General features: G+C 67.3%; 13 protein-coding genes. 8 read left to right on the top strand and 5 right to left on the bottom strand.

Features of this window, described 5'->3' with window-relative positions:
• The first annotated feature begins 15 nt into the window (after positions 1–15).
• Both mutL and BLV60_RS24055 read left to right on the top strand, forming a co-directional pair.
• Complete coding sequence (gene mutL / locus BLV60_RS24050) at positions 16–1920, top strand: DNA mismatch repair endonuclease MutL (RefSeq protein WP_093057804.1); 1905 nt, start codon at positions 16–18, stop codon at positions 1918–1920.
• A 187-nt stretch (positions 1921–2107) separates the two neighbouring features.
• Complete coding sequence (locus BLV60_RS24055; protein ID WP_093057805.1) at positions 2108–3085, top strand: alpha/beta hydrolase; 978 nt, start codon at positions 2108–2110, stop codon at positions 3083–3085.
• 19 nt (positions 3086–3104) lie between these two features.
• On the opposite strand, the gene BLV60_RS24060 is transcribed toward BLV60_RS24055, so the two are convergent.
• The 4 genes from BLV60_RS24060 to BLV60_RS24075 are packed head-to-tail and all read right to left on the bottom strand — an operon-like array spanning position 3105 to position 7072.
• On the bottom strand, positions 3105–5351 hold the full coding sequence (locus tag BLV60_RS24060) for a xanthine dehydrogenase family protein molybdopterin-binding subunit (protein ID WP_093057806.1): 2247 nt from the start codon (positions 5349–5351) through the stop codon (positions 3105–3107).
• A 10-nt stretch (positions 5352–5361) separates the two neighbouring features.
• The gene (locus BLV60_RS24065; protein WP_093057807.1) at positions 5362–5835 is read right to left on the bottom strand and encodes a (2Fe-2S)-binding protein; all 474 of its coding nucleotides are present in this window, start codon (positions 5833–5835) and stop codon (positions 5362–5364) included.
• Positions 5836–5867: 32 nt separating this feature from the next.
• Positions 5868–6224, bottom strand: a complete 357-nt coding sequence (locus tag BLV60_RS24070) for a c-type cytochrome (RefSeq protein ID WP_256329553.1) — start codon at positions 6222–6224, stop codon at positions 5868–5870.
• Complete coding sequence (locus BLV60_RS24075; protein WP_093057808.1) at positions 6221–7072, bottom strand: SDR family oxidoreductase; 852 nt, start codon at positions 7070–7072, stop codon at positions 6221–6223. The genes BLV60_RS24070 and BLV60_RS24075 overlap by 4 nt, the downstream gene beginning before the upstream one ends.
• Before the next feature lie 162 nt (positions 7073–7234).
• Here BLV60_RS24075 and BLV60_RS24080 point away from each other — a divergent pair, with 162 nt between their 5' ends.
• The 4 genes from BLV60_RS24080 (at position 7235) to BLV60_RS24095 (ending at position 11448) form a co-directional block, all read left to right on the top strand.
• Positions 7235–8152, top strand: coding sequence for an AraC family transcriptional regulator (locus BLV60_RS24080; protein WP_093057809.1), 918 nt, complete (start codon positions 7235–7237; stop codon positions 8150–8152).
• A 52-nt stretch (positions 8153–8204) separates the two neighbouring features.
• Complete coding sequence (gene miaA / locus BLV60_RS24085; protein ID WP_176928909.1) at positions 8205–9230, top strand: tRNA (adenosine(37)-N6)-dimethylallyltransferase MiaA; 1026 nt, start codon at positions 8205–8207, stop codon at positions 9228–9230.
• The gene (locus tag BLV60_RS24090) at positions 9227–9880 is read left to right on the top strand and encodes an ABC transporter ATP-binding protein (RefSeq protein WP_093057810.1); all 654 of its coding nucleotides are present in this window, start codon (positions 9227–9229) and stop codon (positions 9878–9880) included. The genes miaA and BLV60_RS24090 overlap by 4 nt, the downstream gene beginning before the upstream one ends.
• Before the next feature lie 227 nt (positions 9881–10107).
• Complete coding sequence (locus BLV60_RS24095) at positions 10108–11448, top strand: TIGR03118 family protein (RefSeq protein ID WP_093057811.1); 1341 nt, start codon at positions 10108–10110, stop codon at positions 11446–11448.
• A 4-nt stretch (positions 11449–11452) separates the two neighbouring features.
• Here BLV60_RS24095 and BLV60_RS24100 read toward each other — a convergent pair whose 3' ends face one another.
• Positions 11453–12418, bottom strand: coding sequence for a threo-3-hydroxy-L-aspartate ammonia-lyase (locus BLV60_RS24100; RefSeq protein WP_093057812.1), 966 nt, complete (start codon positions 12416–12418; stop codon positions 11453–11455).
• Between the two features lie 115 nt (positions 12419–12533).
• On the opposite strand from BLV60_RS24100, the gene BLV60_RS24105 reads away from it, so the two are divergent.
• On the top strand, positions 12534–13238 hold the full coding sequence (locus tag BLV60_RS24105) for a GntR family transcriptional regulator (RefSeq protein WP_093057813.1): 705 nt from the start codon (positions 12534–12536) through the stop codon (positions 13236–13238).
• Positions 13235–14110, top strand: a complete 876-nt coding sequence (locus BLV60_RS24110; protein WP_093057814.1) for a phytanoyl-CoA dioxygenase family protein — start codon at positions 13235–13237, stop codon at positions 14108–14110. Before BLV60_RS24105 ends, BLV60_RS24110 begins: the two co-directional genes overlap by 4 nt.
• The last annotated feature ends 3 nt before the right edge of the window (positions 14111–14113 follow it).

Below are 14113 nucleotides of genomic sequence, written 5' to 3' on the forward strand. Positions count from 1 at the left end.
TTTTAGAATGCCCCGGTGAGCGCCCTCCCCACTTCCATCACCCCCACCGAACGCCGCCCGATCCGCGAACTCCCCGACGAACTGATCAGCCAGATCGCTGCCGGTGAAGTCGTCGAGCGCCCCGCATCGGTGGTGCGCGAGTTGCTGGACAACGCGCTCGACGCGGGCGCCAGCCAGATCACGGTGCGGCTGGCCTCGGGTGGCGTACGGCTGATTTCGGTGGAAGACGACGGCCTGGGCATTCCGCGCGAGGAACTCACGGTGGCCCTGCGCCGCCATGCAACCAGCAAGATCGCCAGCCTCGACGACCTCGAAACGGTCGGCACGATGGGCTTTCGCGGCGAGGCGCTGGCCGCCATCAATGCGATTGCCGAGCTCAGCATTCTTTCGCGCTTCACCGGCTCCGACACGGCCTTCGCGCTCGATGGACGCACCGGCGAGCTGCGGCCGGTGGCCCGCTCCACCGGCACCACAGTCGAGGTGCGCGAACTGTTCTTTGCGACGCCCGCGCGCCGCAAGTTCCTGAAGACCGACGCCACCGAGCTGGCTCATTGCATCGAGGCGGTGCGCCGTCATGCGCTGGCACGGCCCGAGGTGGGCTTTTCGGTGTGGCATGACGGCAAATTGGTCGAGCAGTGGCGCGCCGCCACCACGCGCGAGCAGCGGCTGGCCGATGCGCTGAGCGACGAGTTCGTGGCGCAGAGCGTGGCCGTCTATCGCGAAGGCGGCCCGGTGCGCGTGGTCGGCCGTGCCGGCATTCCGGATGCAGCGCGCTCGCGTGGCGACCAGCAGTTCTTCTACGTCAATGGCCGCTTCGTGCGCGACAAGGTGCTGTCGCATGCGGTGCGCAGCGCGTACGAGGACGTGCTGCACGGCCAGCGCCAGCCGATTTACGCGCTGTACCTGGAGATCGATCCGGCACGGGTCGACGTGAACGTGCACCCGACCAAGATCGAGGTGCGCTTTCGCGACGGGCGCGAGGTGCACCAGGCGGTGCGCCATGCCATCGAGGACGCGCTGGCGGCCCCGCGTGCCGGTGATGCAGTCGCGCCAGCGGGTGCGGCACCGCAGCCATTTTTCAAGCAGACCCCGCTGCCGTCGAACGCCAGCTGGGCTCAGCCCGCCATCAATTTCACATCGCAGGAGCGCGGCGCCGGCGATTTCGAGGCGATGTGGCCCCGGCGCAGCGAGCAGCCGGCGCAGCATGCGGCGGAATCGACCGCATCGTCTCTTTGGCCCCAGGCCAGTGCGGCGGCGGCAACGTTCCAGGCCCCTGTCGGGCTGCCCGTGGCCGCGGCAAACACGGAGGCTGCCGCCCTCGCCACCAACGAACAAGCCTGGCCGCTTGGCCGCGCGCTGGCCCAGCTGCAGGGCATCTACATCCTGGCCGAGAACAGCCAGGGCCTCGTGATCGTCGACATGCACGCGGCGCACGAGCGCATCGTCTACGAGCGGCTCAAGACCCAGCTCGACGGTGCGTCCATCAGCAGCCAGCCGCTGCTGATTCCGGCCACTTTCGCGGCCACGCCGCAGGAAGTGGCCACGGCCGAGGCCTGCGCCGAGGTGCTGCCGACGCTGGGCCTGGAAATAACTCCCTTCTCGGCACGCACGCTAGCGGTGCGCGCCGTGCCCGGAACGCTGGCCGACGGCGATCCGGTGGAGCTGGCGCGCAGCGTACTGGCCGAACTGGGCCAGCACGACGCGAGCACGGTGGTTCAGCGCGCCCAGAACGAATTGCTGTCCACCATGGCCTGCCACGGGGCGGTGCGGGCCAACCGCAAGCTCACCATCGACGAGATGAACGCACTGTTACGTCAGATGGAAGCAACAGAACGTTCGGACCAGTGCAACCACGGCCGGCCGACCTGGCGCCAGCTGTCGGTTCGCGAGCTGGATTCGCTGTTCATGCGCGGCCGATAGGGCAAATCGGCGCTTTAAGCCTTTTTTCTAGGGTTTTCCGCAGTCATCGGGATTGCGGGCACGCACGTTGCATAGGCTCGGTAAAGCGCCTGTGAGCGTTGTTTCGGGGGGTTACCAAGGTGCAGTGTCGGCGCACCAAGGTGAAAGCAGGTGAACTTTTCCGCCGACTTCGCTGTCCCTCAACCCCATGATGAAACGCTGGACCCTCCTCGCGTCTGTCCTCTCGCTTTGTGCCCTGCTGGCAGCCGGTTGCTCGACGCTCGACGAACAGCAACGCGAATGGATCTTCCAGCCCAGCGACCGCAGCTGGGGCAACACCGCCTCCATGACCCAGGGCATGGAAGACGTGTGGATCGATTTCCAGTCTTCCCTCACCGGTGAGCCCGCTCGCCTGCACGGCCTGTGGCTGGGCGGCGCGCCCGAAACCACCGACACCCCCGTGATGCTGTACCTGCACGGTGCCCGTTACAACGTGGCCGGCTCGGCGCCGCGCATCCAGCGCATGCACGAACTGGGCTTCTCGGTGCTGGCCATCGACTACCGCGGCTTCGGCAAGAGCTCCAAGGGCCTGCCCTCGGAAGAGTCGGCCCGCGAAGACGCCCGCGCCGCCTGGACTTGGCTGGCCGCGCGCCACCCCAAACAGCACCGCTACATCTTCGGTCACTCGCTCGGCGGCGCCATCGGCATCGACCTGGCGGCGCATGTGAACGACGAGAGCGGCACCATCGTCGAGAGCACCTTCACCTCGATCGCCGACGTGGTCAGCGGCTTCAAGTGGGGCTGGCTGCCCTTCGGCCCGTTCATCACGCAGCGATTCGAAGCGATCAACACGGTCAAGGACATCGGCTCGCCGCTGCTGGTGGTGCATGGCACGGCCGACAGCCTCATCAACCCGACGCTGGGCCGCAAGCTGTATGACGCGGCCACCGTGCCCAAACTGTTCGTGCTGGTCGAGGGCGGTTCGCACCACAACACCAATTCGATCGGCGAGGCGCAGTACCGCGCGGCGCTGACGCAGCTGTTCCGCATGAAGCCGGAGAGCATGGTCGCCAGCAATGGCGGCGTGGCGAACCGGCCGCAGCCACGGCTTGCACCGCCTTCCGCCGCGCTGGCGCCGCAGGATGTGCGCGGCGAGGTGCGCGCGCCGGCACCGGCCGCCATCTAGGTTTCGTCCGCGCCCGCCGTCAAGCCAGGTTGAAGGGCAGCTGGCGCAAGGGCTTGCCCGTCAACCGTGCAATGGCGTTGGCGAACGCAGGCGCCAGTGGAGGCAGGCCGGGCTCGCCCATGCCGGTGGGCGCATCGGCGCTGGGCACGATGTGGATATCGAACTCCGGCATGTTGGTGATTCGGGCTACGGTGAAATCGCCGAAGTTGCTCTGCTGCACGACGCCGTCCTTCAACGTGATCGCACCGCCGGACAGGCACGTCGACAGCCCCATCACCGCCGCGCCCTGCACTTGCGCCTCCACACTGCGCGGGTTGACCGCCAGGTTGCAGTGCACGCCGCTGGTGACGCGATGCAGCACCGGCTGGCCGTCCTTCACTGAAGCTTCCACCACATAGGCCACCACGGAGTCGAATGACTCGTGCACGGCTACGCCCCAGGCACGACCGTCCGGCAGCTGCTTCTTGCCGTAGCCGCTCCTGTCCACGGCCAGTTGCAGCGCAGCGCGGTGGCGTGGGTGCTTGTCTGCGAAGAGCTGCATCCGATAGGCCACCGGGTCCTGCTTCGTGCTGCGGGCGATCTCGTCGATCAGGGTCTCCATCACGAAGGCGGTGTGGGTGGAACCCACGCTGCGCCACCACAGCACAGGCACGTTGACCTGGGGGTGATGCACCGTCAGGCGCATCGGCAGCGGGTACGGATCGCGCATGCCCTCGGTGGCCGTGGCGTCGATGCCGTCCTTCACCTGGAATTGCCCGAACACCGTGCCAGTGGTGATCGACTGCCCGACGATGACGTGGTCCCACGCCAGGATCCTGCCGCGCTCGTCGAAGCCGATGCGTGCGCGGTGCAGATGCATGGGGCGGTAGTAGCCACCCTTGATGTCGTCCTCGCGACTCCACAGCAGGCGCACCGGCACGTCGAAGCCGGCGGCACGCGCGGCCTTGGCGATCTCGCAGGCCTCGACCACGAAGTCGCTGGTGCCCACGAAACGCCGGCCGAAGCCGCCGCCCGCCATCTGAACATGCACCGTCACCTGCTCGGGCTTGAGGCCCAGCACGCGCGCCGCGGCGGCAGCGTCCAGCCCGGCGCATTGAGTGCCGACCCACAGCTCGGCGCGCCCGTTCGACAGCTTGACGGTGCAGTTCAGCGGCTCCATGGGTGCGTGAGCGAGATAGGGGAAGACGAACTCGGCTTCCAGTTGCCGGGGCGCCGTAGCCAGCGGTGCCATGTCGGCGTCGAACTTGCGTGAGCCTGGGCGGCCGGCCAACTCGCGGTACTGCGCCAGTTGCTTTTCGGTGTCTACCTTCTCGACGGAGGCCGTGTCCCACTGCAGCTTCAGCGCGTCGCGGCCCAGCTTGGCGGGCCAGTAGCCATCGGCCACCACGGCTACGCCTTCGGCGCCGCGGTCCAGCGGCACGCGCAGCACGGCCTTCACGCCCTTGACGGCGCGCGCCGCGCTGTCGTCCACCGAGGCCAGGCGAGCGCCGAACACCGGCGGATGCGCCACAACCGCCGTGAGTTGACCGGGATGCCGCACGTCGATGCCGAAGTCCTGGCGCCCGCTGCTCTTGGCGCGCGCGTCCAGGCGCGTGGTCGGACGGCCGATGATCCGGAAGTCCTTGGGATTCTTCAGCGTGACCTTCTCCGGCACCGGCAGGGCCATGGCAGCTTCAGCCAACTCTCCGTAGCCCAGCTTTCGGCCGCCCGGGCCGAGCACCATGCCGGCCTGCGTGCGCAGCGTGGCCACGTCGGCCTTCCAGCGCGCCGCTGCCGCCGACAGCAGCATGGCCCGGGCACGGGCACCCAGTTCGCGGTACTGCGTGAAGCTGTTCTTGATCGAGTGGGAGCCGCCGGTCATGTTGATGCCGAAGAGCGGATCGACATAGGCGGCGTCGTTCGAGCCATTGCGGCTGCGCACCAGGGCCCAGTCCGCGTCGAGTTCCTCGGCCAGGATCATTGGCAAGCCGGTCTGCACACCCTGGCCGAATTCCAGCCGGTTGATGGTCACCGTGACTTCGCCATTGGAAGCGATCTGCACGAAGGCCGATGGCTGCTGCGTCGGCTTGAGCGCGCCAGCCGCCTGCGCCGCACCGTCGGCCTGCGCCATGGCCAGGTGAGGAAAGGCGCCGAGCGCGAGGCCGCCAGCCCCGGCCATCTTCAGGAAGCTGCGGCGAGGCAGCGTGGCAGCTTCGCCGGTCAGACCTTGGGCCATCAGGCGCTGCATGGCGCGCGGCAGTTCGCGGTAGTCGATGTTGGGCAGCATGGCGGCTCCTTCAGGCGAGGGTCTTGGCCGCATCGGCCACGGCGGCGCGAATGCGGGCGTAGGTGCCGCAGCGACAGATGTTGCCGACCATGGCCGAATCGATCTCCTCCGCGCTGGGCTGGTTGCCTCGCGGCAGCGATTTGAGGAAGGCCGTCGCGCTCATGATCTGGCCGCTCTGGCAGTAGCCGCATTGCGCCACGTCGTGCTTGACCCATGCGGTGTGCACGGCTGCGCCGACCCGATCGCTGCCGCTGGTCGTTGCTTCGATGGTGGTGATCTTCTTGCCCTCGGCGGCCGAGATGGGTGTGATGCACGAGCGGATGGCCTGGTCGTCCAGATGCACGGTGCAGGCGCCACACAGCGCCGCGCCGCAGCCGAACTTGGTGCCGGTCATGCCCAGCGTGTCGCGCAAGGCCCAGAGGATGGGAGTGCCGGGGTCGGCGTCGACCGTGTGTTCACGGCCGTTGATGTGGAGCATGCTCATGTTCGGTTCTTCCTGGGTAGGTTGGATCTGATTCACTTGGCGCCGTCGAGCAGCCATTGCGCGAGCGACTGCACGTCGGCATCGGGGACCAGGGTTTGCGGCGGCATCGGCATCGGGCCCCACTTTCCCGAGCTGCCGGCCTTGATGCTTGCAGCCAGCTGCGCGGCAGTTCCCTTTCCTTCGCCGTACCTTGCCCCGATGTCTTTCCAGGACGGACCCACCACTTTGGCTGTGGCCTGGTGGCATGCGACGCACGCGTACTTCTGCGCCAGCGCCTGGCTGGCCACTGCGCGTGCCGGCCACGCGACGACGCCCACGCCAATGCCCAGCGCCACGACGAGGGAAGCGGCAAAGGAACGCTGGACAGCTGCGGTGCGATCGCTGGTCATTGCTGTCCCCGGTCGTCGTGGGCAAGAGACGTGGACAGGCCGCGATGAGCGCCCGCCTGCGCAAGCAGCGCGTTAGCCTTGGCCTCGAAGGTCTGCACGGCATCGGCACCTGCGGCGAACCGGGCCGGCGGCTCTTCGAGCGCGGCAAGCCGCACGATGGCGTCGGCGAGCTTGGCGGGGTCGCCGCCCTGCTTGCCGCTCATGCTGCTCCAGGCGGCAACGGTTTCCCTGGTGCGCTCGGCGTAGTCGTCGATGTTCGGCTCGGCGAAAGTGGTCGAACCGGCGGTGAGCAGCTCGGTGCGGAAGAAGCCCGGCTCCACCAGCATGGTGCGTATGCCGAAGGGGGCAAGCTCAGGAGCAAGCGACTCCATCCATCCTTCGACGCCAAACTTTGCCGCGGCATAGGCAGTGCAGAACATTCCGCCGGCAACCCCCGCAGTCGAAGAGATGGTGAGCAACAGGCCCGAGCGCTGCTTGCGCATCATCGGCAGCACGGCGCGGGTGACGTTCATCGGGCCGAACAGCAGCGTCTCGATCTGGTTGCGGACCTGCTCGGGGCTCAGCTCCTCGAAGAAACCGGCGTAGAAGTTGCCCGCGTTGTTGACCAGGACGTCGATGCGCCCGAACTTCGCGATGGCGGCCTCCACTGCTGCCTGTGCGTCGTCGAGGCGGGTGACATCAAGCTTGACGCTCAACAGGTCTGCATGGGGGCCGATGGCCGCAGCCACCTTCGCGGGGTCGCGGCCAGTGGCCACGACGGCGTGGCCTGCGGCCAGCGCTGCCCTGGCGATGTCGACGCCCAGGCCCCGGCCTGCGCCGGTGATGAACCAGATTTTCTTGTCGGTCATGGGAATGTTCCTTTCGGTTGGTGCCAGTGTCTGCCCAGGAACCGTCGACCCGTTTGCCGAAAGCGCGCGTGTTCTTGCCTGAAACGATGAGACTGCGCCAGAAATGCGGACCGAGCGAAATGCGCGAGCTAGACTTTGCCGGAGCACCCCGAAAGGATTCAAATGGAAGCGCCGCAGCTGACGCAGCAAAGCGAATCGGCCGTCCTGAGCGGCTTGGCCAAAGCGGTCGGAAGCATTGTCAAAAATGACGGCGACTTCATCACCGCCATTCCCGAACTCTCGCTCCACCGTCGCAGCGCCACGACCGAGCCTGTTCATTGCATCTATGGCTTTGGTGTGGGCATCACTGTCAGTGGGCAGAAGCGGGTTGCGCTCGGCGAGGAATTCTTCGACTACGCCGCTGGGCAATCGCTGCTGACCACGGCTGACCTTCCCGTCGTGGCGCATGTCACCCAGGCCAGCGCCGCGCGGCCTTTTCTGGGCATCATGCTCAAGCTCGACTCTCGCGCCATCGTGCAGGCGGCAGCCGAGATGGCGTTGCCCCAACCGACAAAGGACTACAGCTATCGAGCCATGTCGCTCGGCGATCTCGATCCGACGCTGCTCGGCACGGTGACGCGGCTCGTCGAGCTGCTGGCCGAGCCCAAACTGATTCCCCAGATCGCTCCACTGCTTCAGCAGGAAATCGCCGTTCGCCTGCTCGCCGGGCGCCATGGCCAGCAGTTGCAGCGCCTCGTGGCAGTCGGCTCTCCAGGCCAGCAGGTGGCGCAGAGCATGGCCTGGCTCAAGATGAATTTCACGCAGCCTGTGCTGGCGGACGATCTGGCCGCTTCCGTGCATATGAGTCCATCGACGTTCCGGCAGCACTTTCGTGCCGTGGCGGGCATGAGCCCCATGCAATACCTGAAGCAGCTGCGCCTGCAAGAGGCCCGGCAACTGATGCTGAACCAGGGCATCGATGCCGGCACCGCGGGAGTGCGCGTGGGATACGAAAGCGCCTCGCAGTTCAGCCGCGAATACGCCCGTCTGTTTGGAGCGCCGCCGCTGCGCGACATCAAGCGGATGCGGGAAACGACCTGAGCAAGACCCGCGCTGCAGACCGGCGCGCGCCATTTGCTACCCTCGGCGCATCATGTTTCCCAGCTCCGCACCGGCCGCCGAGGCCGCTCCCCCGGCATCGCCCGCCGCTGCGCGTTCCGGTCCGCCGCGCTACGTGGCGCTTGCCGGCCCCACCGCTTCGGGCAAGACGGCCGCCGCATTGGCGCTGGCGCGGCTGCAGCCGGTCGAAATCATCAGCGTTGACTCGGCACTGGTCTACCGCGGCATGGACATCGGCACCGCCAAGCCCACGGCCGCCGAGCAGGCTGCCGCGCCCCATCACCTGATCGACATCCTCGATGCGCGCGACAGCTACAGCGCGGCCGCCTTCGTGGCTGACGCCACGCGGCTCATCGGCGAGATTCGCGCACGCGGCGCGCTGCCGCTGCTGGTGGGCGGCACCATGCTGTATTTCAAGGCGCTGTTCGACGGCATAGACGCCATGCCCGCGGCCGATGCCGCGGTGCGCGCGCGCATCGACGCCGATGCCGCCACGCTCGGCTGGCCCGCCATGCATGCGCGGCTCGCGCAGGTCGACCCGGTCACGGCCGCGCGGCTGGCACCGCAGGACAGCCAGCGCATCCAGCGCGCGCTCGAAGTGTGGGAGAGCAGCGGCCAGCCGCTGTCGAGCTTTCATGCGAGCGACAACAAGACTGCCAGCGCAGTCGAAGGCGGCGTGCTGTTCTCGCTCGAACCTACCGACCGCGCCTGGCTGCACACGCGCATTGCCGAGCGCTTCGATGCGATGCTGGCAGCCGGCTTCCTCGACGAAGTACGCGCACTGCGCGCGCGCGGCGACCTGTCGACCGACCTGCCCTCGATGCGCTGCGTCGGCTACCGGCAGGCTTGGGAAACGCTCGACGCCTGCGGCGATGCCGCTCCCGACGCCAAAGCCATGGCCGATCTGCGCGAACGCGGCATCGCCGCCACGCGCCAGCTTGCCAAGCGGCAGATCACCTGGCTGCGCAGCATGCCGCAGCGCACCGTGATCGCCTGCGACGCCCCCGACGCGGTGCAGACCGCCGTTCAACTGATCTCCAAGACCACTCAACTCGGATGACGCTGCGCATTTCCAACCTCGGCAAGCACTACGGCGATGCGCCTGTCTTCGAGAACGTGACGCTGGGCGTCGAGCCCGGCGAATTCGTCGCCATCGTGGGCGAATCGGGCGTCGGCAAGTCGACGCTGCTCAACTGCATGGCTGGCCTCGACAGCTGGGACCAGGGCACGGTGACGCACGACGGCACCGACATCGGTGCGCTCGACGGCGAAGCCTGCGCGCTCTGGCGCCGGCGCCACGTGGGCTTCGTGTTCCAGGCCTTCCATGTGCTGCCGCACCTCGACGTGGCGCAGAACGTATCGCTGCCGCTGATGCTGCTGGGCCAGCAGAAGGACAACGACGGCCGCGTCGCCCACATGCTCGAAGCGGTGGGCCTGCCCGGCATGGGCGCGCGGCTGCCGCAGACGCTGTCGGGCGGCCAGTTGCAACGCGTGGCGATTGCGCGTGCACTGGTGCACCGCCCCGCCCTGCTGCTGGCCGACGAGCCCACGGGCAACCTCGACCCGACCACCGCCGCGAAGGTGATGGAACTGCTGATCGGGCAGACCCGCGAGCATGGTGCGTCGCTGGTGCTGGTGACGCACTCGGAGAGCGCGGCCGCCCGCGCGGACCGCCTGCTGCATCTGCGCGCCGACGGCATCGCCACCTGAGACTTCCTGGCTACGCCCAATGCCATCGCCAAGTCCGGCAAAAGTTGGCAGAAACAGAGCCGGATTTTTGAACCTCCAAGACGGGTGCTCATAGCATTCGACGGCCCGTAGCCAAGCCACCTGCGAACACACCGACGCCTGCAGTTCATCTGCTTCAAAGGCATGGTGGTCCCGCGTGCTCAGCCAATTCATAAAACGGCTTTGCAATGCAATCAGGGGGATCACTCATGCTCGACAGAAGAAACTTCGTTCTAGGCACGCTCGCTTCATCGGCGCTAGTCGCCTGTGGCGGGGGCAACGACACCGCTGCCAACCAATGTTCATCAGCGCCGGCCGCCTGTGGTGGCGGCAACAGCGGCAGCAGCAATAGCGCCGCTGTCAACCGATACCGCCAGGCCAATTTGCTGGCCAGCCACACCCGCTACGGCGCTTCCTTCACGGAGCCGGAATTCATCAACGGCTGGGGCATCGCCATCCGCCCGGCCGGTGCCGGCGGCCATTTCTGGGTTGGCGGCGGTGGCATCTCCTGGCAATACCTCGGCGACGTCACGCGTTCGGCCGACCCGGCATTGCGCGCACTGCACCAAGACGGCCTGCGCGAAGTGACCGTACCGGGCTCGGATGCCAGCACGAGCGACGACAGCGCAGGCAAGGTCACCGGCGTCGTGTTCAACGGCGCGGCCCTGACTTCGGACCTGTTCCGGGTGCAAGGCCAGCCGGCCGGCGAGCGCACGCTGGACGGTTCGGCGCGCTTCGTCTTCGTCACGGACAGCGGTAGCGTCAGCGCCTGGACCGAGCGCGATGCAGACAGCGGCGCCATCGTGCGCATGGACGGCCCGGCCGTGGAGGTCTTCAACGGTGCCGATCAGGGCATGGCCTTCTTCGGCGCCGCCATCCACACCGGCCGCTGGGACCGGCTGTGGCTGGCCGACTTCGGCGCGCAACCGCAGATACGCACACTGGACGCGCAGTGGCAGTTGGTGCCGACGCAGGGCTTCGCCAACCCCTTCGCGAGCGGACCGGCAGGCGCGGCACGGCCGGGCGACCCAGTGCCTTTCAACATCCAGGTGGTGAACGACGGAACCCGGGACCGGGTGTTCGTGCTGTATGCGATCAGCCAGGCCGGCCCAGCCGAAGCGCATGCCTTCCACGCCGGCGAGGAAGATGCGCTGGATGCCGCGGCCGAAGCCGCAACGGGCAATCGCCCCTCGCGCGGCAGGCTCGCCGAATTCGATCTGGATGGTCGTCTGCTGCGCGTCTATGCGGATGACGGCCGGCTCAACGCGCCCTGGGGCGTGGCCATTGCGCCCGCTGACTTCGGCGCGCTGTCGGGCTTGCTGCTGGTCGGCAATTTCGGCGGGACGGGCCGCATCTGCGCTTTCGATCCGGCCAGCGGCCAGTATGTGGACGACTTGCGCGATGCGCAGGACCGGCCCGTGTCCATCGCCGGCCTCTGGGGCCTGCAGTTCGGCAATGGCGTGGCGCTCGGCGACAGCAATGCGCTGTACTTCGCGGCCGGGCCGCAGGACGAAACCGAAGGGCTCTTCGGTTCGCTGCGCACGGCCTGAAGCCTTATGTCTGCGGCGCGAGGAAGGTCGCGTAGCGCGACAGGTCGACGTTGCCGCCGCTGATCACGATGCCCACGCGCTTGCCGGCAATCGCCTTGCCCGCTGCAATCGCACCCGCAAAGGCGAGGCAGCCGGTCGGCTCCACCACCATCTTCATGCGCTCGGCAAAGAAGCGCATCGCATCGACGAGCTGCTCGTCGGTAACGGTGAAGATGTCGTCCACGTCGCGCTTGATGATGCCGAAGGTGTACTCGCCCAGATGCTGCGTCTGCGCGCCATCGGCAATGGTCTTCGGCGTTTCGATGTGCACGATCTTCCCCGCGCGAAACGACTGCTGGCCATCGTTGCCCGCTTCGGGCTCCACGCCGTAGACCTTGCAATCAGGCGCCAGCGCACGCGCCGACAGCGCAGAGCCCGACAGCAACCCGCCGCCACCCAGGCACACGAACAGGTGGTCGAGCGGGCCTGTTTCCTCGATCAGCTCCTTCACCGCCGTGCCCTGCCCCGTCAGCACGTCGGGGTGGTCATAGGGCGGAATCATCGTCATGCCGCGCTCCTGTGCGAGCTGCTTGGTCAGCGCCTCGCGGTCTTCGGTGAAGCGGTCGTACATCACCACTTCGGCGCCGTAGCCCTTGGTGGCGGCGACTTTGGCGGCCGGTGCGTCTTTCGGCATCACGATCACGGCCGGCATCGACAGCAGGCGCGCCGACAGCGCAATGGCCTGCGCATGGTTGCCCGATGAGAACGCGATCACGCCGCCCTTGCGCTGCGTTGCGTCGAACTTCGACAGCGCATTGAACGCGCCACGGAACTTGAACGCGCCCATGCGCTGGAAGTTCTCGCACTTGAAGAAGAAGCTGGCGCCCCAGCGTTCGTTGGCGGTGGTAGAGCGCAGCACCGGCGTGCGGTGGGCATGGCCTTCGAGCCGCGCGGCCGCGGCGATGACGTCGTCGTAGGTAGGTAGTTGCATGTGTCCGAGCTTAGCGGCGGCTTGCAAATTTTTGCAGCCCCGATGGGTAAAAACCCGGGATACGCGTCGGCCGTGAACTCCGTACTCTGTATACAGAGTTCAAAGAAAGCCGCCCATGCCCGCCCAGCTCGTCAGCATCGAAGCCGCCCCCGACCTCGTCGACCAGGTCTACCGCGCCCTGCTCGGCGCCATCAGCAGCGGCACGCTCGCGCCGGGCGAGCGCCTTACCCAGGAGGACATCGCCTCTCGCCTTTCGGTGTCGCGACAGCCCGTGCTGCAGGCGCTGCGGCTGCTGAAGAAAGACGGCTTCGTGCTCGACGCACCTGGCCGTGGCGTACTGGTCGCGCCGCTGGAAGCCGAAGCGATGCGCAAGGTCTACCAGGTGCGCGGCGCGCTCGACGTGCTGGCCGCTCGGCTGGCGGCACAGCAACGTTTTCGCATCGACCCGAAGCTCATCGAACGCGGCCGGCGCGCAGCGCGCGGGCGCAATGTCGAAGCAATGATCGACGCCGACGTTGCCTTTCACCAGGCCATCTACGAGGCATCGGGCAACCCGCTGATCGGCCAGAGCGCCGATCCGCACTGGCGCCACCTGCGCCGCGCGATGGGCGCGGTGCTGCAGGCCGAGCCACAGCGCGAATCTCTGTGGGACGAACACGAGGCCATCGCCGTAGCCATTGCGGCCGGCAATGTCGAGCGCGCCTCTCGCCTGAGCGAAGAACACGTCTCGCGAGCCAGCGAGGCATTGAGCGAACGGCTCGCGCAGCAACTGGCACGAGCCGCATCCCCCACCCCCACGAAAAAAGGAGACAAGGCATGAAGCTGACCCCCGAGCAACGCGCGCAGTTCGAGCGCGACGGCTATCTGTTCTTCCCCGGCCACTTCTCGGCCGAAGAGACGAAGGTGCTGACCGACGCGGTGCCCGATCTCTACAGCAGGCGCGAGGCCTTCAACGTGCGCGAGAAAGGCTCCGACGCCGTGCGCACGAACTTCGCCGCGCACCTCATCAGCGAGCCCTTCGCGCGCCTGGCGCGCCACCCGCGCATGGTCGGCCCGGTAACCGATCTCTTCGAGGAAGAGGTCTACATGCACCAGTTCAAGATCAACGGCAAGATGGCCTTCGAGGGCGACGTATGGCAGTGGCACCAGGACTACGGCACCTGGCTCAACGACGACCTGATGCCCACCGAGCGCGCGATGAACGTCGCGATCTTTCTCGACGAGGTGACCGAGCACAACGGCCCGCTGATGTTCATTCCGGGCAGCCACCGCAAGGGCGTGGTCGATGCGAAGCATGACCTCACGACCACCAGCTACCCGCTGTGGACCGTGGACAACGACCTGATCCGCCAGCTGGTCGATCGCGCGGGCGGCAAGCACGGCGGCATCGTCTCGCCCAAGGGGCCGGCCGGTTCGATGATCCTGTTCCACAGCTGCCTGGTGCATGCCTCGGGCAGCAATCTGTCACCCTTCAATCGCGTGGCGGTGTACCTGAGCCTGTGCGCGGTCAGCAACCACATCCGGCGCCACAAGCGGCCCGAGTACATCGCGCACCGCGACTTCACGCCCGTCGAGATGCTGCCCGACGACTGCCTGCTGAAGCCGTACCCGGTCGATGTGCCGTGGAAAAACGGCCTGCCCGAGAGCGCACTGCTCACCTCGCTCGACGTGCTCGACACCGCGGAGGCCTGACCC

Origin of the sequence: Variovorax sp. YR634 (assembly GCF_900106655.1) — a bacterium.
Classification (GTDB): Bacteria; Pseudomonadota; Gammaproteobacteria; order Burkholderiales; family Burkholderiaceae_C; genus Variovorax.